This is a genomic window from Bacillus sp. CZDM1 (assembly GCF_055502545.1).
Genome location: NZ_JBUESO010000013.1, coordinates 82,021 through 102,733 on the forward strand (window position 1 = coordinate 82,021; position 20,713 = coordinate 102,733).

Below are 20,713 nucleotides of genomic sequence, written 5' to 3' on the forward strand. Positions count from 1 at the left end.
AGGGAGAGATTTTAATGGCTTTTAACAGAGATTTCTTAATGGGATTTGTTTCAGGAACAGTGGTAGGAGCGGTAGGCTATCGCTTGTACGAGCAAAATAATGGACAATTAAAGAGTTTAATTCAAAATAATGTACCTGCATTGAGTTTTCAAGCGCCAAGAGCAGAACTAACAATGGAGGAACTTGTAAGCCAAAAAGAAAGATTAGAAGATTTAATTGCTGAAAAATCTGCAGTAGCAGTAAGATAATTTGATAATTTACAAAAAGAGCAACCAAAGATGGTTGTTTTTTTTGTAGATCTTCCTGTCCTAGATCATAAAAGGGAGGATATCATGAAGATAAATGCTCATACTTTTGCTCATAGTAAGCAAAAAATGCTGACTTTTTTCACTAAAGACTCTTATCAGAGAAGATCTTTCATCAGTTTCCTGAACTGGTGGGAGGCCTTTTCTTCCATATTGGCGGTCATATGAGCGTAAATATTCATGGTTGTATTAATGTCTGTATGTCCTAAACGCTGCTGAATCTCCTTTACTCCCATACCTGCCTCAATCAGCGCGAACCAGCGAAGCTGTCACCACCCGCACGGTTCTTGGCGAGCAATGGAAGAATTGTACGCGCAAGGAAAACTTAAGGCTATTGGGGTAAGTAACTTCCATCCTGACCGTCTAATTGATTTGATTATTCATAACGAAGTTGTCCCGGCAGTTAACCAGGTTGAAACACATGTTTTCAATCAACAAGTGGAAAGTCATGCCTTCATGAAAGAGAATCATGTTCAGATAGAGTCATGGGGACCATTTGCGGAAGGGAAAAATAACATGTTCCAGAACGAAACACTGATGTCCATAGCTGGAAAGTATGATAAATCCGTTGCGCAAGTGGTTTTACGTTGGTTGACACAAAGAGGAGTTGTCGCGATTCCAAAATCTGTCCATAAGGAAAGAATCATCGAAAACTTCAATATCTTTGACTTTGAATTAAACCATGAGGATATGGACCAAATCGCCACGTTAGATATGAAAGAGAGCTTATTCTTTTCACATAGGGATCCTGAAATGGTGAAGTGGATCGGTACACGTAAACTTGATATTTAATGCTTGTTTCCAAATGAACATCGACTTTTTTCTTAGAACAACACTAGGGGAAGGACCGCGGGGACGGTTCTTGTGGTAATAACTAGCTTTATTTAAACCATAAGAAGCGTCCCCATAGCACCTCTTACATTTAGTACGGTCACTTGGCAGGTTTGATGGAACATGCATCAGTACAAAATGACCAGGCTGTTCCGACCATCCTGACGTGTAGATAGGCTCAGAATGACACGTAGAGATACTCTTGTTGACCCAAGCAATACCATAGATTTCTTCAATAGAGTACTTCAAAGATTACTTCAAAGAATAAAATAATATGTCCTCTTCCATTTCAATTTCCATCAAAGAAAAATTTATTTTATTATACCCTGTCCTTTTTCCACTTTTATTTATATATAACATGTGAAGGAACTTAAACCAATCGGCGGGCTGCTCGTGTCTTACGACCGAATCAAGGTTCCTTTATAAAAAGTTCAATAGAGGAGAGGTTCAGATGAGTAGGTTATTAATCAATGAAAGCCCCGTAATGATTATTCCTAGTTTGGCAGATAAGATTGGTTTAAATGAGGCAGTGGTATTGCAGCAAATCCATTATTGGCTTGGAATCAGCAAGCATAAAATTGAGGGGAGAAACTTGGGTTTATAATACATATGAAGAGTGGCAGAAGCAGCTGCCATTTTGGTCAGTGAGCACGATTAAGCGGACGATTCGCTCGTTAGAAATGCTAGGATTACTTCTGTCTGAAAATTGGAACCAGATGAAAATGGATAAGACATGGTACAGCATTGACTATGAAAAATTGCAGGAGTTTGAAGACAGCCTGGGGGAGAGCCAAGCTGCTCCTAAAGAGGAAATAGCACCTGAGGAAGATTCGGAAAAGATGAAGGAATCCGCAGTCAATTCTTCCGTGAAAAAGGTGATTACCTATGCTGAAATTATTGGCTATTTGAATGAGAAGACGGGAAAGAACTTTAAACTAAATTCTATTAAAACGAGGGAACAGATTCATGCCAGATATGGAGAAGGTTTTACGCATGAGGATTTTACTAGAGTCATTGATTTAAAGTCTGCAGATTGGCAGTCTGATCCCGTTTGGAATAAGTTCCTGCGGCCGGAAACATTGTTTGGGACCAAATTTGAAGCTTATCTCAATCAGCAGGAAGGTAAGAAGAGAATGACTGAGGAGGATTTTAATCTAGATGAATAAGAAAGAGATTTATACGTTGATGGTACTTATTCAAGTCTATTATGAAAAGTTTCATTTTGATCAACAGAAGCTGGATGCCTGGCATATGGTCCTGCAGAAATATTCGTATGATAAAGTGCATGAGAATCTACTGAAATTTGTGGTAGATTCACCACATCCGCCAAAGATTAGTGATTTGGTCCAGAATTTATCGGGTGGGCGGGATATCCCTCGTGGATTTGTATTAGATTTGACTGCAGGGGAAGATTGGTAGGGAGTAAACCGGCCACGTCATTCCCTGAATATTTTAGGCTCTTAGATTTGTTCTAAAATCGTTTCACCGATAGTAGAAAAATAAGAGTTTTCCTCGACAATAAATTTTTCAAGGAAACGGGTAACAAGCCTGATTTAAAAGGGTTTACTGCACTTTCAATCAATCGATTAGTTAGTATAAAATTTGTTTCTATTTGTTAAAATATGCATTTTGTAAGTTTCTATTGTCAGTTTTGAAGATAATTCTTAACAACCACAACATTAAAACGACAATTAATTCTCTTAAAAACAGCTAAAAAACTTTTGTTAAAAGAGTTTTGGCGGTATTTAATTAAACGTTTAATTAGTTAATTTGGTTTTAACTAAACGATTGATTAGAAAGCCTTTAAATGCTGTCAAACCTGTGATTAATCCTATTTAGCAGGAAGAATATTGTCGAGAAAGGAATCTAGTAAAAATGGTGGAAAGCTTTTGAAGGTGTCGATAGGTTTTTCTTACTTGGATTCGGACAAAGGGGCCACTTTTTGTCCAATTGGTGAACTCTCCTCTCCTGTACCCCATGTTCACGAAATGCTCAATTTTACTTAACCGAATCTTAACAAATCTTTTTGATAATGGGTTTGTAAAAACAATTCGGAAAATCTTCTCTAATGAGAAGTCCCCCGATATGGAGAGGAGCTTAAACATGAATAAACTTTTTATCTCTTCCGTTGCCGCCATTGTTGCCACGATTGCGCTTGGGTTTACTGTATTCTTCTTATTTGTACTAGATTCAAAGGGGCAACCGGAGGTGAGTTCTGCGGCATCCTCATCAATGCCTGGAGAACAAACAGAAACCAAACAAGACCATCCTTATTTACCTCCTAGTCTGGACGATATTCCAGAAGGGGAAGAAGGGGAATTAATCAAATTAGGGCTCAGAGAACATAACGAAACAAACATGGTTTTGGATGGTTATGTAGGGAACAATCTAAGCTGCGCCAGCTGTCATGCGGATGGTGGAGTTGGTTCTTCGCTTGACCTAGTAGGTATTTCAAAAACTTATCCTCAATACAATCCTCGTGCTGGGAAAGAGGTTACAATCGAAGACCGTATTAACGGTTGTTTTAAAAGAAGTATGAATGGAAAACCGCTTCCATTAGATAGCCAGGAAATGAAAGCAATGGTTGCTTATTATAATTTTATTTCAACCAATGTTCCAGATGGTACGAAAGAAAGACCTTGGGCTAAAATGCCAAAAGCGGAAGGTGATCTAGCTATGTTAGATGTGGAGGCCGGTAGAGAACTTTACAATAAAGCTTGCATTACCTGTCATGGTGAAGGTGGAGAAGGAGGTGCCTCAGGACTTCCTCTATGGGGAGAAAAATCCTATAACATTGGTGCGGGTATGGCTCGTGTAAGAACAGCAGGAGGATTTATAAAAAAATATATGCCTAAAGCACCGATGGGTGGTTATGAAGCAGGTTCATTCACAGATGAAGAAGCGATGAATATCGCAGCATATATTAACTCTATGGCTAGACCAGATTTTCCTGATAAAATTTATGACTGGCCGAAAGGCGATGCACCGGATGATGCAGCCTATGAAACACTTGCAGGGAAAAAGGATACGGAAAATTAATAAGAGGTAATGACCCGTTAACAGCGGGTCGTTTTTCTATATAAAACACTACCTTTTGTGAAACTCCTCTTATCACTATAATAGAGGCAAGGGGCTGAAGATGTTGGAAAATAAAAAATTAAGAGGTAAGACCATTTTAATTATAGATAGCAATAGGGAAAATAGAGCGGTGTTAAGATTTCATATGACCATGCAAGGTTTTGAAATATTGGAGGCGGCTGATGGACAATCAGCTCGTGAAATGTACTTAAAACATGATCCTTGTTTTGTGCTTCTAGAAACATCTCTTCCTGATATGGATGGACTAGAAATATGCTCGTGGATGCGTTACGAATTAGACAGTAACGTACCAATCATTATTGTATCTTCTAATAATACGGAGCAGGATAGAATCGTTGGACTGAAACAAGGGGCCGATGACTACGTTGGTAAACCATTTAATTTAGAGGAATTATCGGTTAGAATTGAAACGGTTTTACGAAGAACCGCCAATCGTTGCAGTAAACTTAGCTATAAAGGATTAACGATTAAACCATTAAGGGGAGTCGTGAAATTCCACGATGAAGTACTTGATTTAACCCATTTCGAGTATAGATTGCTTTATCTATTTATGACCCACCCAGATCAAATTTTTTCACGGGAACAAATCATCAATACCATATATAAAAAGAATGAAAAGATAATCAATGAACGAACAGTAGATGTCCATATCAAAAATTTAAGAGAAAAAATCGAGGAGTATACAGATTATCCCTTTATCGTAACATTAAGAGGGATTGGCTATAAGTTTGCAACTGTAGGTTAGAGAAATGCTTACAGAATGAACCGGAGTTGCATGTGAATGAAATGGTCTGAAGTTCGTAAGCATTTTCCAGAAGGATGTTTCTTAGTAGAAGATTTAAAATCAGACACAAGAGGAAAAGAAAGAGCCATTGAGGAAAGGTCAGTGATTGATGGCTTGGAGAACGGCAATGCAGCAGGAGGATATGGTGATGGCAACAAAAAAGAATTCACAAGCTTGGGCAGAGGCCAAAAAACGATGCCGGTTGAATGAGACTGATATACAAATGGCTAAGGAGTTAGGGATGACACCAAAGAGTTTAATTAAAAATATCCCTGCACCTAATCAGCAATGGAAAGCACCTGTAAAAGTATGGATTCGTGATCTGTATGAGGAGAAGTTCGATAGGGTTCTACCAGTTAAGCGCGTTCTCAGTAGAGAATTAATGGGGAAAGTCGATACGCAAGAAAAGCCGATTGTTTCTGAATGGCGGGATGATGATGAGAACTTACCATTTTGATGAAAATGTAGGATATCGGATTGATGAATCATGCAATAATAGAGTTTAACAGATTTATAGTAAAATAAAAAATAGATTAATAAAATATTGACCAAGGTGGGATACTGATGACTGAAAAAGTTACTGTATTAGGTGCAGGCACAATGGGGCATGGAATTGCTCAACTTTATGCACAGGCAGGATATGATGTTTTTTTATATGATATAAAAGCTGAATTTTTATCCAACGCGGTCACCAGAATTTCAACGAATTTAAATATGCTAATTGATGAGGGGGTTATTGGCGAAAAGGATAAAGAAAGCGCACTGTCCCATATTTTTACAACGACTAATTTAGAAGAGGCGGTTAAGAATACGTCCTTTGTTACCGAAGCTGCTTCTGAGAATTTAGATATTAAATTTAGCTTGTTCAAACAATTGGAAGAATTGATCGAGGATGATACCGTTATTGCTTCCAATACTTCAACATTTTCACTAAGAAAATTATCGGAAGGGATTCAGAAGAAAGACCGATTAATTATCACCCACTTCTTTAATCCAGCACAGATTGTTCCGTTAGTGGAAGTGGTGAAGGGACCTGATACATCACAAGAAATGATTGACCGAACTGTAGAAGTACTGAAAAGTATCGGGAAAAAACCAGTAGTTCTGAAAAAGGATATCCCTGGTTTCATTGCCAATCGCTTGCAAGCAGCACTAGTCCGTGAAGCTTTTTATTTATTAGATGAAGGGATTACTTCTCCGGAGGATATTGATTTAGCTATTACAGATGGTCCAGGATTCAGATGGGCTTTTATTGGTCCATTAGAAACAGCTGATTTTGGAGGACTTGACATATGGAAAAGTGTAGTGGAGAATCTTGCCCCAGAATTATCAAAAGAGGTAAAGGTTCCAGCATTTGTTGAGGAAAAAGTTCAAGGTGGAAATCTAGGAACCAAAACAGGTAGTGGGTTATTTACATATACAGACCATGAAGAAGTTCAACAGAAAATTAATCGAAGAGATGAAAGTTTTGTTCGATTAGCAAAAATAAAGAACACATAAATCTTTAGGCCTGTTAAAACTGAATGTTGATTTCACTGTGTTTAGAAAATAAGCGGAGAATTTCCGTTTAAATTGGGAAATACCCATATTTCCTTCATAATAAGCGGAGTTTTTCCGCTTATGGTATCCAAATCATTGGATTTTGTCTTATTTAAAGCAGTTAACCGGAATATCTCCGCTTATATCACCTTCTAAGGCTTGCTCTATATACAATAGCTGGAAATTCTCCGCTTATGAATACTTAACCCAACACGAAAATCTTGGGACCGCAGGGACGGTTCTTGTGGCAATAAATAGCTTTATTTAAACCATAAGAACCGTCCCCATGTCCACACCCATGTCCACCTATTGTCACTTAATGCTAACGTCACCTATAGGTGATACAGGTTGGATTTCAGGTAATTTACTGCCTTTTTCAAATCCAGCAACATTTCCTAATCTTTGGTGGTTTTCTACAAATGTATGAAAGTCCGTTACTTCATTACTTTTAGTATTCCAGGATTTTGTTGCTAAGGAACGCAATTCTTTGGCGATATCTTCAGTTATCTGGTCTTCTCGCACGATGTCTGGATTATCATTCCAGATAGATAAAGCGGCTCCTTTAATAAAATCTGAATGATCGTCAACTGTATTTTGATCAAATTTTCCTGGTGTCCAATCATTGTATATTCTTTCATCTTGATTTAAGAAATCAAATGAATGTTGTTTACGTCCATCCATTGGCATATCATTTCTCAATACGTAATAAAAATAACCTGCATTTAGATTATAAATATCTTTATGTCCCTTTTCTATGAATGTATGAAGGTTTGCAATACTTGGATTCCAACTCATTTGGGACCAGAAATCTATGCCAATAAAATCATGCATTTGTATTTGCTGCTTTGGCTCATTTAAATCATTTTCTCCATAATAAATGCCATCATTAAAAATTCTTGGTTTAAACCCGCCATCATATACATGGGCTGCTATTATGTTAATATAATTAGCGATTACATCTTTCCATGTAAAGCCTTCTCCAAGTGTTTCATGTGCATAGTCATTTAAAACTTCCTTATAATCAGAGGTAAATGGCGGTCTATCGAATTCCATATATTCGTCAGCGCCTATATGAAAATCTGTAAAACCTTCAAATAGTTCCATATACTCATTATAAAGGCTTTTTATATAATCAATAGCTTCAGTATTTATTACATCCATTGCTACTTTACTTTTATTGCCGTTTTTATTCACTTGTCCAAATTCCGGATGGACTTTTAATATATGTTCAACATGTCCCGGTGTATCTAAAGAAGGTATGACATTTATTCCATATTTTTTTGCTTCGGTTAGAATTTCCTTTATTTCTGCCTTTTTCAAATATCCATTTTGTGAAACAATTGCCGGATCCACATCACTTTCAATCCTAAATCCCAGGTTTTCTGAAAAGTGAAGCTGCAATGTATTCAGTTTTATGTAAGATAATTCTCTTATATGTTGAATAATCCAATCTTTTGACATAAATTTTCTACCGATATCAACATGAACACGGCGTTCTGGTAAATCGGGATAATCCATGACCGTTCCATAAACTAAACTATTTTTATTCGTAATCATGAGTTGTTGTATTGTCCGTAATGCATACATAGCAGCATTTTCTGATGCAGCAACTATTTTTACTCCCTCAGCCCCAATTTCAATTTTGTAAGCTTCTTCACTATTACTATTTTTTGAAATTGAACGGTTTTTATCTAAAGTGATAACGATATCTTGAGGCCCTATTTCTGCTGCTTCGGCATATAGTTTATTAATTTCTAAATTGGCAGGGATATTCTTTTCTAAAAACTCAGCCGATACCAATTCGACAACCTCTTTAAGTCTTGAATTCTTTAAGTATTCTTCTGTATTTGGAATAACAAATCTAGTTGATTCATCCATAGTCCATAGATAAGGTTTTGAGTCTACTTTATATGATTGAATGATGGGTAATGCTAGAATGGCTAATTCCTCACCTGTTAAATTAGATTTCTTTTGAATATTAGGATTTTCCCTTTCCATTTCGACACCTCTCCTCTTTCATAAAAATATAAAAAGTAAAGAATGAAGTATAAATACTTCGCTCTTTACTTAGTTTAACTTGATTCTGTACTTGTTGGTATAACTTTTATTTACTTTGAGCTTTTAGCCATTCCATCGCAACATTGGCGTGTAAGGCAGCACCATATTTGAAAATATCTTCATTCTGGTACATGCGAGGATTGTGAACAGGCGGCTCTCCTTCTTTACCAGTGCCTAAAACAACAAATGCAGAAGGAACGGCTTGAGAGATATGAGAGAAATCTTCTGAACCGCTTAATGCCCCATAATCGGTAATATTTTCTTTCCCCATAACCGCTTCTAATGCAGGCATAATTTCATCAATAAATTCTGCGTCATTATGGGTAGTGGGTGTATGGAAATCAACAATATTATATTCTCCACGCCATGCTTTCACTACATGATCAATCATTTCTGGAATTCGGCTGCACATATGATCTCTGGATTGTTGGTCAAAGCTGCGCATATTTCCTTGTAAAACTGCTTTATCAGGGATAATATTTGTCACAGTACCACCGCTCATTGCCCCGATTGAGAAGGTCACGTTGGCTCGTGGATCCACTTCACGCGTATATAATAAGTTTAAACTTGTATATAATTGATTCATAATCATATTCGCATCAATGGTTTTATGTGGTTGTGAACTATGCCCGCCATTCCCTTGAATCTCGACAATATACGTATCCATGGCTTGAGTTAATGTTCCTTTGTGTACGGATAACATGCCAGCTTCTTGGTCAGGCATAATGTGTATACCAAACCCTGCATCCACCTTAGGATTTTCTAGTAACCCATCATCAATCATTAATTTAGAACCATAGCCCCATTCTTCACCGGGTTGAAACATTAATTTAACGGTTCCTTGTAGTTTATCTTCATGATCCTTTAACATTTGGGCAGCGCCTAATAGCATGGCGACATGGGAGTCATGACCGCAGGCATGCATTTTTCCAAGATTCTTCGATTTATATTCGGATTCATATTCTTCTTCAAGCGGCAGGGCATCCATATCGGCACGAAGGAGGATACAAGGCTCACCAGTGCCAATAGTAGCCACAACGCCTGTACAATTTTTTTGTTCGGAAAATCCTGCTTTCAGATATTTCTTTGTAATTTCTTCAGGAACAACACCGCATGGCTTATTTTCAATCCCCATTTCATCCAAACGTTCTCGAATGTATTTTTGAGTGTTGGGAAGATCAAAACCAATCTCTGGGTATTGGTGTAAATAACGACGATCTTTAATGATTTGTTCTTCATACTTCTTTGATTCCTCAAAAAAATTAACCATATTTGTTACAGTAGTAGTCATTATACTGCTCCTTCCTTTCATTTGAAGAAATACCCTGCCATAAAGGCAGAGTATCGTTATCATTTTAGAATATCATCGATGTTACACGGCTTCTTTTTGTTCAATATCCATATCCGAAGAAGCCTTTGGTTTCGTTTTAATTGCAATGAATAATAATAAAAACTCCACGATTGCAAGTCCAATTAATATGTTTATAAGTAATCCATAGGAATGATTAATATTATAAATTAATCCTGATACTATTGGGGCTATAGCCGCACCTAATGATGTAAATAAAGCAACTATTCCATATTTTGCGCTGTAATCTTTCTCCCCAAAAAGGGCTGCTGTAAGATAGGCGGGTGTTACCGTAACAGCTGTTGAGCCTAATGCAGCAAATACGGTATAAAGGATGCCAGGGATTAATAAGTTTCCTTTCATTAAAAATAGAAAACATATGATATCTGATGCTACGATAAAGGTCAGAGTTTTAATTAATCCTAACTTGTCATATAGTCTTCCGACTAATAGTTTGGCAACGATTACCATCGATGCAGCCAAGGATAATAGTAGTGCAGCTCGTTGGGGCGGGGTACCAATATCCGTTAAATAAGGGACCAAGTGAAGAATCATACTATTAACAACAATTCCCCCTACAACAATCCCTAAGCAAAGAGCCCAAAATGATACGGACTTGAATGCTTCCTTTTGAGTTAATCCGACTAATGCTTTCTTAGGTGTACTACTTGAAGTTTTTTCTTCGCCTAGTGGTAATAGCCCTTTATCAGCTGGGCTTAATTTTATAACAAAGAGGATCATTGGAACGAGAACTGCCGCTATTAAGATCCCAATCGTTAAGTAAGCCGTTCTCCATCCGTATGCGGATATGATCCAAGTAACTAAAGGACTGAGAATCATTGCGCCGAAACCAGTTCCTGATAAGGCAATCCCTAAGCTTAAGCCGCGTTTTGCATTAAACCAATTTGTTATAAGAACGGAGACAGGAATTAATCCAGCCCCTGCTAGGGCCATACCCATTGGTACTGCAAATATTAGAAAATGAGTGAGTTCGGTTGCAAATGAAAACCCTACATATGCCCCTGCACCAATAATGGTAAATATAGTCATATACAAATTAATATTCATTTTTTTCATTAATCTGCCAGCTATTGGAGCTGTAATCATTGCCGTTGTAGCCATTATCGTGTAATACGAGGTAAACTCAGCTCTTCCAAATCCAAGCTCTTCTGTAACAGGCTTAGTAAATAGTGAGATTAAGTTTGCAATAGGAGCATATAAAAAGGTCATAATCATGAAGCATGCTATCAATATCCACCATCCGTAAAAAATACCGCCTTTTTTATTCATATCATATACCCCCGTTTTCCTTTGTTTTAGTAAGCCTGTCCTACTTCATTCACTGAATAGTAAAATAGAAACCCTACAGTTCAGCGAGTCCTTTGAAAAGCTCAACTCCTGTTTCAATAAGTTCATCACGGAAATCGTACTCATACGTATGAACTTGAGGATAGTTTTCCCCATTACCAATGTAGCAGTATGACCCCTTTGTCAACTTCGTATAGTGGCCATAGTCCTCGGAGCCGCGTAAAGCTTCTTTCATTTCAAGTAACTGCATGCCCTTTGCTTTGGCAGCCTGACGGATCTTATCAGAACTTTCTTTATGATTTACCGTTTCTGGGAACTCATCGTTGTAAGAGAAGCTAACCTCCAAACCATATTCCTTTGCTTGCGCTTTAGCCAAATCTTCAAGATTTTTTTGTAGTTTATCCAATTCATCTTCGTATAAAGCACGAATGGTTAAGAGTAAGTCACCTTTACTAGCAGATAAACCGAAGGCTCTTTCTCCAATGGCGACCTGAACCACAGTACAGAGTATGAGTCCCTTGTTTTTATCAGGTGAAATGAATTCAGGAATTGCACTAATCACGTTGGCAATAGCAAAAGAAGGATTTCTCCCATCCTCAGGCTGACTTGCATGAGCAGGAGCACCTTCTAGATGAATGGTCATTCCTTTAGATGCAAAGTGAGCTGTTCCATTAATGACATTTACAGACTTAAAAGGGAAGCCGCTCATGTTGTGGTATCCGAAAATTTCGTCGATGTTCTCTTCCTTGATTAGATCGATACATTGGATAGCACCATCTCCTGTTTCCTCAGCTGGCTGGAAGAGGAAAAAGATGTTTTTATCGGCGCCTTTTTGATCGATTTCAAGAGCAAATCCGGCTAATGTTGCTGCGTGGCCATCATGCCCGCATTTATGGGCCTTTCCAGTGAATTGGGAACCATGTGGGAGATCAATGCTTTCATCCATCGGAAGAGCATCATAATCCGCACGAAACGCTAGGTTCTTTTTATCTTGACCTGTACGGTAGGCAGCGTAGAACCAAGTGCCCTTGTCAATAATTTCTAATTTTGTATTCGTTTTCAAAAAGTTCATTAAATGTTGTTTTGTCCATACTTCCTCATTTGAGAGTTCTGGATGTTGATGCAATTCATGACGTAATTGTTTCGCTAATTCAAAGTTTTTATTTTCCATACAATCTAACTCCCTATAAATAAATTCGTTGTCTTACTTTACTGATCTATTTTTCCTCAGTTATCTAATTTTGATTTTTTAAAACTGAAATTATTAATTTTTTGTGAATAATGTATATTATATATTATATATTTTATTGTTTTCAATAAAAAAAATATTCTGTCTTCAGAAAGACAGAATAATTCTTCATTGTGTTAGTTAATATTTCTAATCTTACAAAGGGATTACTTCTCCTTTGTTAATATTCCAATGCACGTCTCTCATGAACCTTTCTAAATCAGCAAAATCGCCGTTTCTTATTAGTTCCATCATCTTTCTGTGCTCATTATTTGTTTCTAAAAGAGCCTTCTTTAACCATTCCGTCTGATCAGCGGCAACAAAGTTTTTTAAAAACTTCTTTTTATATTGTAACAGCAGGTCTACGAGGTTTTTGTTGGGACAGACCGATAGATAGACACCATGGAAAGCTTCCTGCATTTTATGATACATTTCGAAATTCTCTGTATTTATTGCTAGATCAATACTCTGAATATAGAACTCCATTTCTCTCATGTGTTTCTCCGTTAAAAGCGGAGCGGCTAATGTAGCAGCCAAGCCATCCAATGCACCAATGATAAAGTAGTTTTCTTTTGCTTCTTCCGTTGAAAGCTTTTTTATCACGAAGCCCTTTCTTGGGACATTTTCTAATATCCCCTCTGAAGAAAGCTGTATGAGCGCCTCTCTTACGGGTGTCCTGCTGACTTTCAAACTTTCACCAATCGCGTTTTCATTGACCTTGCTGCCAGCAATCAAATTCCCGTTATTAATCTGCTCAACGATGTATTTATATACATGATCTTTTAACGATAAATAGTCATTCATACAATAACCCCAATACTTTTTATATATAATTTTAATACAAGTCATTAAATTATATTTATTTTTTTTTGTATTAGTAGCCCGAGTTATTTTTTTTAGCTAAAGATGATACAAAAACTTACATTAGGAAATATTAAATATGACGCCCTAGCTACCTTTGTTCTTTTGTATCATTGTTCGTGAAAACGCATTCAACACAACTTGAAATTACGTACTTATCTACTATTTATTGGCAGTTGGCGAACATTTAATCAAAAGGGTGATATATTATTCGTCTTTTGCGTTGCCAAATAGATAATTATTTATTATAATCTTAACTTGAGAGTGATAGATAAAACCGGTTCTTGTCTGGTGTTAATCATCATTCAATAATACTTTTTGAATTGGAAAGTGAGGCCAGATATGACGCAGCGAAGAGTACCTTATCTCATCTTGGCTCCAGGATTAATTCTTTTGATTTTATTTTTGGTGTTACCCCTTATTTCCATCATTTTTCCAACGTTCTTTAATGGAGGGTTCACCTTTTCAAATTATACTTCGTTCTTCTTGGATGAGTATAACTTTGGTATTTTTTGGCGGACGATAAAAATTTCACTAATTGCCACTGTGATTTGTGTAGTGCTGGGAGTTCCGACTGCCTACTACATTTCTCAAAGTCCGAAAAAATGGCGCGGTTTACTAATGTCGATTACATTGTTTCCATTGCTAACGAATTCGGTTGTAAGGAGTTTTGCCTGGATTACCATATTGGGACAAGATGGGATATTAAATAATGCTTTAATGAAAATTGGTTTACTTTCTAAACCACTCACTTTACTTTATACAGAATTCGCCATAATCATTGGCTCTGTGTATCTCTTCCTGCCATTAATGGTCATTACGTTAGTGGGAATTTTAGAGAATATTGATTCTGAAATTATGGAAGCAGCAGAAACATTAGGTGCCAATCGCTTGCTTGCTTTTGTGAAGGTAATCCTGCCATTAAGTTTACCGGGGATTATTGTTGGCAGTATTTTAGTTTTCACAGGAAGCTTGACAGCTTATACAACCCCGCAATTATTGGGCGGAAATCGAAACATCATGTTAGCTACCTTCTTATATCAAAGTGCAACTGCATTAGGAAACTGGCAAGGTGCAAGTGTTATTGCCTTGATTATGATTGTGGTGACTTTAATCGTGATGAAGTTATTCAGCTGGATTGCAGGACGCATGGATAGACGAGGTGAGGCGAATGCGTAAAAAAATCGGTTTAAAAATCTTTGCTGGACTAGTTTTTGCCTTTCTGATAGTTCCTTTGCTCATTATCATAGTGACCTCTTTTGGAACAAACTCAACCATTCAATTCCCAATTAAAGGTTTTACTCTTGAATGGTATAGTAAAGTATTTAACAATGAAGCATTTATGGACAGCTTTTTTCTTAGTCTGCAAGTAGCTTTTTTTGCGACTCTCTTGGCATTGATTATTGGCGTTCCAGCTGCTTATTCTTTGGCACGTCACAGCGTGTTTGGACGGAAGTGGATAAAGAGTTTTTTCCTTTCTCCAACGATTGTACCAGGCTTGGTAGTTGGATATGCTATGTATCAATTTATTGTCATTAAGTTTCAATTTCCTATTATCCAAGGATTGTTTTTAGGACATTTCTTGATTTGCCTGCCTTATATTATTCGGGTGGTTGGTTCAACAATTGAGCAGCTTGATTTTTCAATTGAAGAAGTTTCGTGGACGTTAGGATGTACAAAATTACAAGCATTTATAAAAGTGGTATTACCGAACATTACTTCTGGGATTTTTGCTTCCTTCATGTTGGCATTCATTAATTCTTTCAACAATATACCTGTATCACAGTTTTTATCAGGACCAGGTGTAAGTATGCTGCCAACTAGCTTAATGAATTATATAGAATATAACTATGATCCATCTGTATCTGCTTTATCAGTTATTTTAATGCTTGGTACGATTGTTCTAATGTATGTTATTGAGAAAACATTAGGATTAGCAAGTATTTCATAGGAACAACCAGGATGTTAACATCGAAGGGGGTAAAACAGCATTATGTCCTATGTTGAATTAAAAGATATTCGTGTTAGTTATGACAATAAAGCCAACATTTTAAAAGATTTAAATTTATCCATTGAAAAAGGTGAATTGGTTTCCTTGTTAGGTCCATCAGGATGCGGGAAAACAACCACTTTACGCGTCATTGCCGGGTTAATTGAGCCGAATGATGGCGAGTTCCTTGTTGACACTCAAAACTTAACAAAGGTGCCCGTTCATAAACGTGAATTTGGAATGGTATTCCAAAGCTATGCATTGTTTCCCCATCTAACGATTAAGGAAAATGTCGCATTCGGATTAAAACTGCGCAAGGAAAAAAAGAATGTTATCGACAAGAAAGTAAAAGATATTTTGGCGATTACCGGCTTAGAAGAGCTTGGTGACCGCTATCCCAAACAACTTTCAGGCGGGCAGAGACAACGTGTAGCTTTAGCGCGCGCCTTAGTCATTGAACCAAAATTATTGTTATTAGATGAACCATTAAGCAACTTAGATGCTAAATTGCGTTTGGCGATGCGTATCGAAATTAAACGGATTCAAAGGCAATTAGGCATAACATCTGTGTTTGTTACGCATGATCAAGAGGAGTGTTTCTCCATTTCAGACAGGGTTGCGGTTATGAATAAAGGGATAATCGAACAGTTCGACACACCTGAGGAAATTTATAAAAATCCAAGGACGGAGTTTGTGGCTCGTTTTATCGGATTTGAGAACTTCTTTGATTTAACCCCAACAGAAGAATGGAAGTATAAAGCTATTGATGGAACGGTTTTCCAAAGTACTCGCAAATGGGAACCAGGAAAGCATAAAGGAACCATCCGTCCAGATGATATTGAGATTACGGCTGGAACCAAACAGAATACAGATAATACAGTGTCAGGGATTATAAAGGTCCGCACGTTCCTAGGCAAGTCTTACCAATATGAAGTTGAAACACCTATTGGCACATTACTTGCAAATAAAGCAGATGTTGAGGTCTATCAAGTTGGAGACGCTGTTACATTATCTATTCCATCTCACAAACTAATCATCGTTTAAATCATCCAAGAAAGAGGGAGAACAAAAATGAAAAAGAAATTAGGGTTAGTTAGCATAGGTTTAGCAACAGCTAGTATTCTGGCTGCATGCGGCGGCGGCGGAGACAATGAGGCAAGTAAGGAAAAACAAACATTAATTATCTCAACGTTTGGATTAGAAGAAGATAAAATGCAAGAAGATGTCTTTAAACCATTCGAAGAAAAATACAATGTAGACATTGTATTAGAAACGGGTACAAGCTCTGAGCGTTTAACAAAATTGAAAAGCAATCCAAATTCTACGGTTGATGTGATTGAATTGTCTCAATCAAATGCGGCTGATGGTGTATCAGCAGATTTATTTGAAAAAATCGACAGCTCAAAAGCGCCAAATATGGAAAACTTAATCGATAGTGCAAAGGATTTAGCTGCAGATGGTTCTGGGCCAGCCTACACGCTGAACAGTATTGGAATTGTTTATAATAAACAGACAGCAGGTAAAGAAATTAAGGAATGGAATGACCTATGGGACTCTTCTTTAAAAGGGAAAATCTCCATTCCTGACATTACTACAACATTTGGTCCAGCGATGCTATATGTAGCAAGCGGTCACGAGAATGTTGACATTACAACTGATAATGGAAAAGCAGCATTTGAAGGAATCACTAATTTAGCTCCAAACGTTGTAAAAACGTATAGCAAATCTTCTGATTTAGCTAACATGTTCCAATCAGGAGAAATTGCAGCAGCTGTTGTCGGTGACTTTGCTGTTCCGATTATCACGGAATCCAATCCAGATATAGCCTATGTTGTTCCGGAATCTGGAACATACGCAAACTTTAATACGATCAACATCAATAAAAACTCCAAAAATAAGGACTTGGCCTATAAATATATCGACTGGAGATTAAGCCAGGAAGTTCAGGAAAAAACGGCAGTGTCCCTAAATGAAGCTCCAACCAATAAAAATGTAGTACTAGACGAAGAAACGGCTAAAAATAAAACGTACGGTGATATTGCAGATAGAACGAAAAAGGTGGATTCTTTATTGGTAAATCAAAACCTGGAATCTTGGATTAACCAATGGAATCGAATTTTGAATAAATAGAAATGATAGTAAGGAGAGGGGCTAAGGATAATTCTTGGCCTTTTTCTCTTTTAAAAAGCACTTAGAAGGCGGGGGAACATCAATGAAAGCTGATATAGCAATTATAAATGCTCAGGTTTTTAACACATTTTCCAAAAGGTTTGAAAAGAAAAATGTATTTATTGTTAAGGATAAATTTTACTATATAACGGCTGACGAAATAGAGGATTATCAGGCAGCTGAAGTGGTTGATGCAAAAAATCAGTATTTGATTCCCGGCTTGATGGATATTCACATGCATATCGAAAGTTCGATGACTTCTCCTTCTATTTTTTCAGAAGCGGTGTTAACCCATGGAGTAACAACCGTTATCGCAGATGCCCATGAAATTGCGAATGTGTTTGGTATGGAAGGGCTGGAGGCGTTCTTTTCTCAGCCAAGTGTCATGGATATTTTCTATGCGATTCCTTCCTCTGTTCCTTCGACAACACCAGAATTAGAAACTACGGGCGGTTTTATTGGTGTGGAAGAAGTTAAACAGCTCTTGAAGCATCCAAAGGTAATAGCATTAGGAGAAGCGATGAACTTTAATGGCATTGTCAATGAACCAGATTCTTTGATTCGGCAGATTTTACGTGCAGTTCAAACCGAGAGGGCGTTTATGCCTTTAGAAGGGCATGTTCCCCGGGTTTCGGGATTAGAATTATCCAAGTTTTTATATGCAGGGATAACGGCTGACCATACGCATCAATCGCCAGAATCCATTTATGAGAAAATCACCCATGGAATGTTTTTAGAATTTCAAAAGAAATCCATTACCGCTGAAAACATCAGCGTGGTGGTTGAAAATCATTTCTATGAATATATGGCGATTATTACGGACGATGTGATGGCGGACGACTTATTGAGCGGCCATTTGGATGCCAACGTTCGACTTGCTATTTCATGTGGAATGCCAGCAGAACAAGCTATATATTGTGCTACCTATACGCCTGCAAGAAGAATGGGATTTCAGGACCGGGGTGCGATTGTTCCGGGCTTTAAAGCTGATTTTCTATTGCTGAAGGATGTTGAAGGCTTTGAAATTGGCGCGGTCTATAAGGATGGGAAATTGGTCTATTCACAGGGAGAGGACATCAGGTATCCAGCTGTGAAACCTGATTTTCCAGAACACTTCTATAAATCCTTGAATTGCCGGCCATTAACAGCAGAGGATTTACGTTTTAAGGTGACAGTATCTGAAAAGGCTGTAGTCAACGTAATTAAAATTTCGGAAGTGGGTACATTTACTGAACATGTACAGCATGAAGTTAGTGTCGTGGATGGATTTTTAGATTGGGAGAATAGCGGGTTAGCCTTAATTGTGGTGATGGAGCGGTATGGAAAAACAGGTGACATTGCCTATGGATTTGTTGATAAAGCCCTATATGAAAAAGGAGCTGTTGCCACTACATGGGCCCATGATCATCATAATTTGATGGTAATGGGAACAAGCTCGGAGGATATTGTAGCCGCGCAAAAGCAATTATTGGATATGCAAGGCGGTTATGTCGTGGTACAAGGCGGGGAGGTTCAAGCCGTTTGCCCATTGCCAGTGGGCGGTATTATCAGTGACGCACCGATACAAGAACTAGGTGCGCAATTGATGGAAGTTCGTCAAGCGATGAGAAGATTAGGCTATCGCAACAGCAATGAAATAATGTCTTTCTCGACTTTGTCCCTGCCGGTTTCACCTGTTATCAAAATTACAGACAAAGGCATGATGAATGTGCGTTCTCAACAAATGATCCCGCTGGTTGAGGGTGAACAATATTGAAAGTAATCATTAAAAACGCTTGGATATTAACACTCGATGAGCAAATGAAGCAGTTTCCAAAAGGGTATGTAATAACGGATGAGGAGAAAATTCTAGCTGTTGGCGCGATGGATTCACTGCCAAATGACACCGCTTATGACAAATGCATCGATGCCAAAGGGGCAATTTTGTTACCAGGTATGGTCAATACACATACCCATATTGGCATGATTCCGTTTCGTTCATTAGGGGATGACTATCCAGACCGATTACACCGCTTCTTACTTCCGTTAGAAAATGAATGCATGAATGAAGAGCTGGCATATACGAGCGCAAAATATGCGATTGCTGAAATGCAGCTTGCCGGTGTAACGACATTCTTTGATATGTATTATTTTGAACAACAATTGGCAGAGGCAGCGGAAGAAATGAATAGCCGCGGTATTTTAGCTGAAACTGTCATCGATTTAGTAACGGTAGATGTATCAGAGTCAATGGGCGGCTTGCAGTATGCTCAACGTTTTCTGCCTAAATGGCAGGGAAATAAGAGAATCCAAGCGTCCGTTGCACCGCATGCCCCCTACTCTAATACGATTGAAGTTCTCCAGCAAGCGGATGATTTGTCTCGAAAATATAATGTACCATGGATGATGCATGTGAGTGAAATGGACTTTGAAATGGATAAATTTCGAAAAGAACATAATCAAACTCCGATAGAATTTTTAGAAGAGATTGGTGTATTGAGTCCAAGATTTGTAGCTGCACACTGTATTCATTTATCAGATCATGATATTGAGTTATTGAAGAAGTATGATGTAAAAGTAGCTCATTGTATCGGTGCTAATACGAAATCGGCTAAAGGTGTTGCACGTGTTCGGGATTTATTAGCTGCTGGGGTATCTGTCGGTCTGGGAACAGATGGTCCAAGCAGCGGGAATACCTTGGATTTATTCAGCCAAATGCGATTGTTTGCTAATTTTCATAAAACGTATTTAAAGGACCGCAGTGCCTTTCCCGCTGAAGAAATTGTAAAGTTAGCAACCATCGGGGGAGCAAACGTTTTAGGCATGGCGAAGCAAATTGGCTCGATTGAGGCAGGAAAACAAGCAGATTTCATCCTAGTTGAAACAGATTCAGTCAATATGTTTCCTATTTTTGATCCCTATTCTGCGATAGTGTACTCGGCCAACGCTGGCAATGTTAGAGACGTATTTATCGCTGGGAAACAAGTGGTTGCAGACAAAAAATTAGTGGATTTTAATGAAACTCAATTAAGAGCAGAGCTTGCTGAAGCCATGGAGCAATGCGGATTTAAAACGATGGCATTAGAAGCATTGGAAGGAAAATAACTGGTAATTAAATAACTTTTTACAGAATGACTACTCTCTTATTAACAAGAGGTAGTCATTTTTGTTTGTGAACGTGGGCATATCAAGACTTATTCGGTGAATGGAAATT

At 37.8% G+C, this 20,713-nt stretch carries 20 protein-coding genes and 2 pseudogenes; 16 read left to right on the forward strand and 6 right to left on the reverse strand.

The features are described 5' to 3' along the window. The first annotated feature begins 14 nt into the window (after nt 1-14). A complete protein-coding gene (locus ACY3XC_RS23355) occupies nt 15-248 on the forward strand; it encodes a hypothetical protein (protein WP_413304366.1) in 234 nt (77 codons plus the stop codon). A 155-nt stretch (nt 249-403) separates the two neighbouring features. Here the strand turns inward: ACY3XC_RS23355 and ACY3XC_RS23360 are convergent. After that, a pseudogene (locus ACY3XC_RS23360) lies at nt 404-556 on the reverse strand (tyrosine-type recombinase/integrase); the annotation flags it as partial. A 28-nt stretch (nt 557-584) separates the two neighbouring features. Between ACY3XC_RS23360 and ACY3XC_RS23365 the strand changes: the two are divergent. From ACY3XC_RS23365 to ACY3XC_RS23405, 9 genes and pseudogenes are all read left to right on the forward strand, one after another. Then, nucleotides 585-1,097: pseudogene (locus ACY3XC_RS23365) on the forward strand (aldo/keto reductase); the annotation flags it as partial. Between the two features lie 490 nt (nt 1,098-1,587). Beyond that, on the forward strand, nt 1,588-1,740 hold the full coding sequence (locus ACY3XC_RS23370; RefSeq protein ID WP_464870697.1) for a hypothetical protein: 153 nt from the start codon (nt 1,588-1,590) through the stop codon (nt 1,738-1,740). Next, nucleotides 1,715-2,302: a conserved phage C-terminal domain-containing protein gene (locus ACY3XC_RS23375; protein ID WP_464870698.1), complete on the forward strand. Its 588-nt coding sequence runs from the start codon at nt 1,715-1,717 to the stop codon at nt 2,300-2,302. The genes ACY3XC_RS23370 and ACY3XC_RS23375 overlap by 26 nt, the downstream gene beginning before the upstream one ends. Next, complete coding sequence (locus ACY3XC_RS23380) at nt 2,295-2,555, forward strand: hypothetical protein (RefSeq protein ID WP_464870699.1); 261 nt, start codon at nt 2,295-2,297, stop codon at nt 2,553-2,555. Before ACY3XC_RS23375 ends, ACY3XC_RS23380 begins: the two co-directional genes overlap by 8 nt. Nucleotides 2,556-3,239: 684 nt before the next feature. Further along, on the forward strand, nt 3,240-4,175 hold the full coding sequence (locus tag ACY3XC_RS23385; protein ID WP_464870700.1) for a c-type cytochrome: 936 nt from the start codon (nt 3,240-3,242) through the stop codon (nt 4,173-4,175). Between the two features lie 100 nt (nt 4,176-4,275). Beyond that, nucleotides 4,276-4,980 carry a response regulator transcription factor gene (locus ACY3XC_RS23390; protein WP_464870701.1) on the forward strand — a complete coding sequence of 235 codons (705 nt, stop codon included), beginning with the start codon at nt 4,276-4,278 and terminating at the stop codon, nt 4,978-4,980. A 36-nt stretch (nt 4,981-5,016) separates the two neighbouring features. After that, the gene (locus ACY3XC_RS23395) at nt 5,017-5,229 is read left to right on the forward strand and encodes a hypothetical protein (protein ID WP_464870702.1); all 213 of its coding nucleotides are present in this window, start codon (nt 5,017-5,019) and stop codon (nt 5,227-5,229) included. Then, on the forward strand, nt 5,168-5,476 hold the full coding sequence (locus tag ACY3XC_RS23400; RefSeq protein ID WP_464870703.1) for a hypothetical protein: 309 nt from the start codon (nt 5,168-5,170) through the stop codon (nt 5,474-5,476). Before ACY3XC_RS23395 ends, ACY3XC_RS23400 begins: the two co-directional genes overlap by 62 nt. A 107-nt stretch (nt 5,477-5,583) precedes the next feature. Continuing rightward, nucleotides 5,584-6,519: a 3-hydroxyacyl-CoA dehydrogenase family protein gene (locus ACY3XC_RS23405; RefSeq protein WP_464870704.1), complete on the forward strand. Its 936-nt coding sequence runs from the start codon at nt 5,584-5,586 to the stop codon at nt 6,517-6,519. A 351-nt stretch (nt 6,520-6,870) separates the two neighbouring features. On the opposite strand, the gene ACY3XC_RS23410 is transcribed toward ACY3XC_RS23405, so the two are convergent. From ACY3XC_RS23410 to ACY3XC_RS23430, 5 genes are all read right to left on the reverse strand, one after another. Next, nucleotides 6,871-8,556 carry a family 20 glycosylhydrolase gene (locus ACY3XC_RS23410; RefSeq protein ID WP_464870705.1) on the reverse strand — a complete coding sequence of 562 codons (1,686 nt, stop codon included), beginning with the start codon at nt 8,554-8,556 and terminating at the stop codon, nt 6,871-6,873. A 106-nt stretch (nt 8,557-8,662) separates the two neighbouring features. Beyond that, nucleotides 8,663-9,907: a M20 metallopeptidase family protein gene (locus ACY3XC_RS23415; protein ID WP_464870706.1), complete on the reverse strand. Its 1,245-nt coding sequence runs from the start codon at nt 9,905-9,907 to the stop codon at nt 8,663-8,665. An 81-nt stretch (nt 9,908-9,988) separates the two neighbouring features. Beyond that, nucleotides 9,989-11,254, reverse strand: a complete 1,266-nt coding sequence (locus ACY3XC_RS23420) for an MFS transporter (RefSeq protein WP_464870707.1) — start codon at nt 11,252-11,254, stop codon at nt 9,989-9,991. Between the two features lie 73 nt (nt 11,255-11,327). After that, a complete protein-coding gene (locus ACY3XC_RS23425; protein ID WP_464870708.1) occupies nt 11,328-12,443 on the reverse strand; it encodes a M20 metallopeptidase family protein in 1,116 nt (371 codons plus the stop codon). A 213-nt stretch (nt 12,444-12,656) separates the two neighbouring features. Continuing rightward, entirely contained in the window at nt 12,657-13,304 is a 648-nt protein-coding gene (locus ACY3XC_RS23430; RefSeq protein WP_464870709.1) for a GntR family transcriptional regulator, read from the reverse strand. A 399-nt stretch (nt 13,305-13,703) separates the two neighbouring features. On the opposite strand from ACY3XC_RS23430, the gene ACY3XC_RS23435 reads away from it, so the two are divergent. The 6 genes from ACY3XC_RS23435 (at nt 13,704) to ACY3XC_RS23460 (ending at nt 20,604) form a co-directional block, all read left to right on the forward strand. After that, entirely contained in the window at nt 13,704-14,540 is an 837-nt protein-coding gene (locus ACY3XC_RS23435; RefSeq protein ID WP_464870710.1) for an ABC transporter permease, read from the forward strand. After that, nucleotides 14,533-15,312, forward strand: a complete 780-nt coding sequence (locus tag ACY3XC_RS23440; protein ID WP_464870711.1) for an ABC transporter permease — start codon at nt 14,533-14,535, stop codon at nt 15,310-15,312. The genes ACY3XC_RS23435 and ACY3XC_RS23440 overlap by 8 nt, the downstream gene beginning before the upstream one ends. Before the next feature lie 42 nt (nt 15,313-15,354). Next, entirely contained in the window at nt 15,355-16,395 is a 1,041-nt protein-coding gene (locus tag ACY3XC_RS23445; RefSeq protein WP_464870712.1) for an ABC transporter ATP-binding protein, read from the forward strand. 27 nt (nt 16,396-16,422) lie between these two features. Further along, nucleotides 16,423-17,481 carry an ABC transporter substrate-binding protein gene (locus tag ACY3XC_RS23450; protein ID WP_464870713.1) on the forward strand — a complete coding sequence of 353 codons (1,059 nt, stop codon included), beginning with the start codon at nt 16,423-16,425 and terminating at the stop codon, nt 17,479-17,481. 82 nt (nt 17,482-17,563) lie between these two features. After that, nucleotides 17,564-19,276, forward strand: coding sequence for an adenine deaminase C-terminal domain-containing protein (locus ACY3XC_RS23455; RefSeq protein WP_464870714.1), 1,713 nt, complete (start codon nt 17,564-17,566; stop codon nt 19,274-19,276). Continuing rightward, nucleotides 19,273-20,604, forward strand: coding sequence for an amidohydrolase (locus tag ACY3XC_RS23460; RefSeq protein ID WP_464870715.1), 1,332 nt, complete (start codon nt 19,273-19,275; stop codon nt 20,602-20,604). The genes ACY3XC_RS23455 and ACY3XC_RS23460 overlap by 4 nt, the downstream gene beginning before the upstream one ends. Nucleotides 20,605-20,713: the final 109 nt, after the last annotated feature.

Bases quoted from the DNA above. Each gene is read 5' to 3' on its own strand.
- ACY3XC_RS23435 (WP_464870710.1), top strand. From the start codon at position 13,704: ATGACGCAGCGAAGAGTACCTTATCTCATCTTGGCTCCAGGATTAATT.
- ACY3XC_RS23400 (WP_464870703.1), top strand. From the start codon at position 5,168: ATGGCAACAAAAAAGAATTCACAAGCTTGGGCAGAGGCCAAAAAACGA.
- ACY3XC_RS23420 (WP_464870707.1), bottom strand. From the start codon at position 11,254: ATGAATAAAAAAGGCGGTATTTTTTACGGATGGTGGATATTGATAGCA.
- ACY3XC_RS23370 (WP_464870697.1), top strand. From the start codon at position 1,588: ATGAGTAGGTTATTAATCAATGAAAGCCCCGTAATGATTATTCCTAGT.
- ACY3XC_RS23415 (WP_464870706.1), bottom strand. From the start codon at position 9,907: ATGACTACTACTGTAACAAATATGGTTAATTTTTTTGAGGAATCAAAG.
- ACY3XC_RS23410 (WP_464870705.1), bottom strand. From the start codon at position 8,556: ATGGAAAGGGAAAATCCTAATATTCAAAAGAAATCTAATTTAACAGGT.
- ACY3XC_RS23380 (WP_464870699.1), top strand. From the start codon at position 2,295: ATGAATAAGAAAGAGATTTATACGTTGATGGTACTTATTCAAGTCTAT.
- ACY3XC_RS23355 (WP_413304366.1), top strand. From the start codon at position 15: ATGGCTTTTAACAGAGATTTCTTAATGGGATTTGTTTCAGGAACAGTG.
- ACY3XC_RS23390 (WP_464870701.1), top strand. From the start codon at position 4,276: ATGTTGGAAAATAAAAAATTAAGAGGTAAGACCATTTTAATTATAGAT.
- ACY3XC_RS23445 (WP_464870712.1), top strand. From the start codon at position 15,355: ATGTCCTATGTTGAATTAAAAGATATTCGTGTTAGTTATGACAATAAA.
- ACY3XC_RS23385 (WP_464870700.1), top strand. From the start codon at position 3,240: ATGAATAAACTTTTTATCTCTTCCGTTGCCGCCATTGTTGCCACGATT.
- ACY3XC_RS23395 (WP_464870702.1), top strand. From the start codon at position 5,017: ATGAAATGGTCTGAAGTTCGTAAGCATTTTCCAGAAGGATGTTTCTTA.
- ACY3XC_RS23440 (WP_464870711.1), top strand. From the start codon at position 14,533: ATGCGTAAAAAAATCGGTTTAAAAATCTTTGCTGGACTAGTTTTTGCC.
- ACY3XC_RS23405 (WP_464870704.1), top strand. From the start codon at position 5,584: ATGACTGAAAAAGTTACTGTATTAGGTGCAGGCACAATGGGGCATGGA.
- ACY3XC_RS23455 (WP_464870714.1), top strand. From the start codon at position 17,564: ATGAAAGCTGATATAGCAATTATAAATGCTCAGGTTTTTAACACATTT.
- ACY3XC_RS23425 (WP_464870708.1), bottom strand. From the start codon at position 12,443: ATGGAAAATAAAAACTTTGAATTAGCGAAACAATTACGTCATGAATTG.
- ACY3XC_RS23430 (WP_464870709.1), bottom strand. From the start codon at position 13,304: ATGAATGACTATTTATCGTTAAAAGATCATGTATATAAATACATCGTT.
- ACY3XC_RS23450 (WP_464870713.1), top strand. From the start codon at position 16,423: ATGAAAAAGAAATTAGGGTTAGTTAGCATAGGTTTAGCAACAGCTAGT.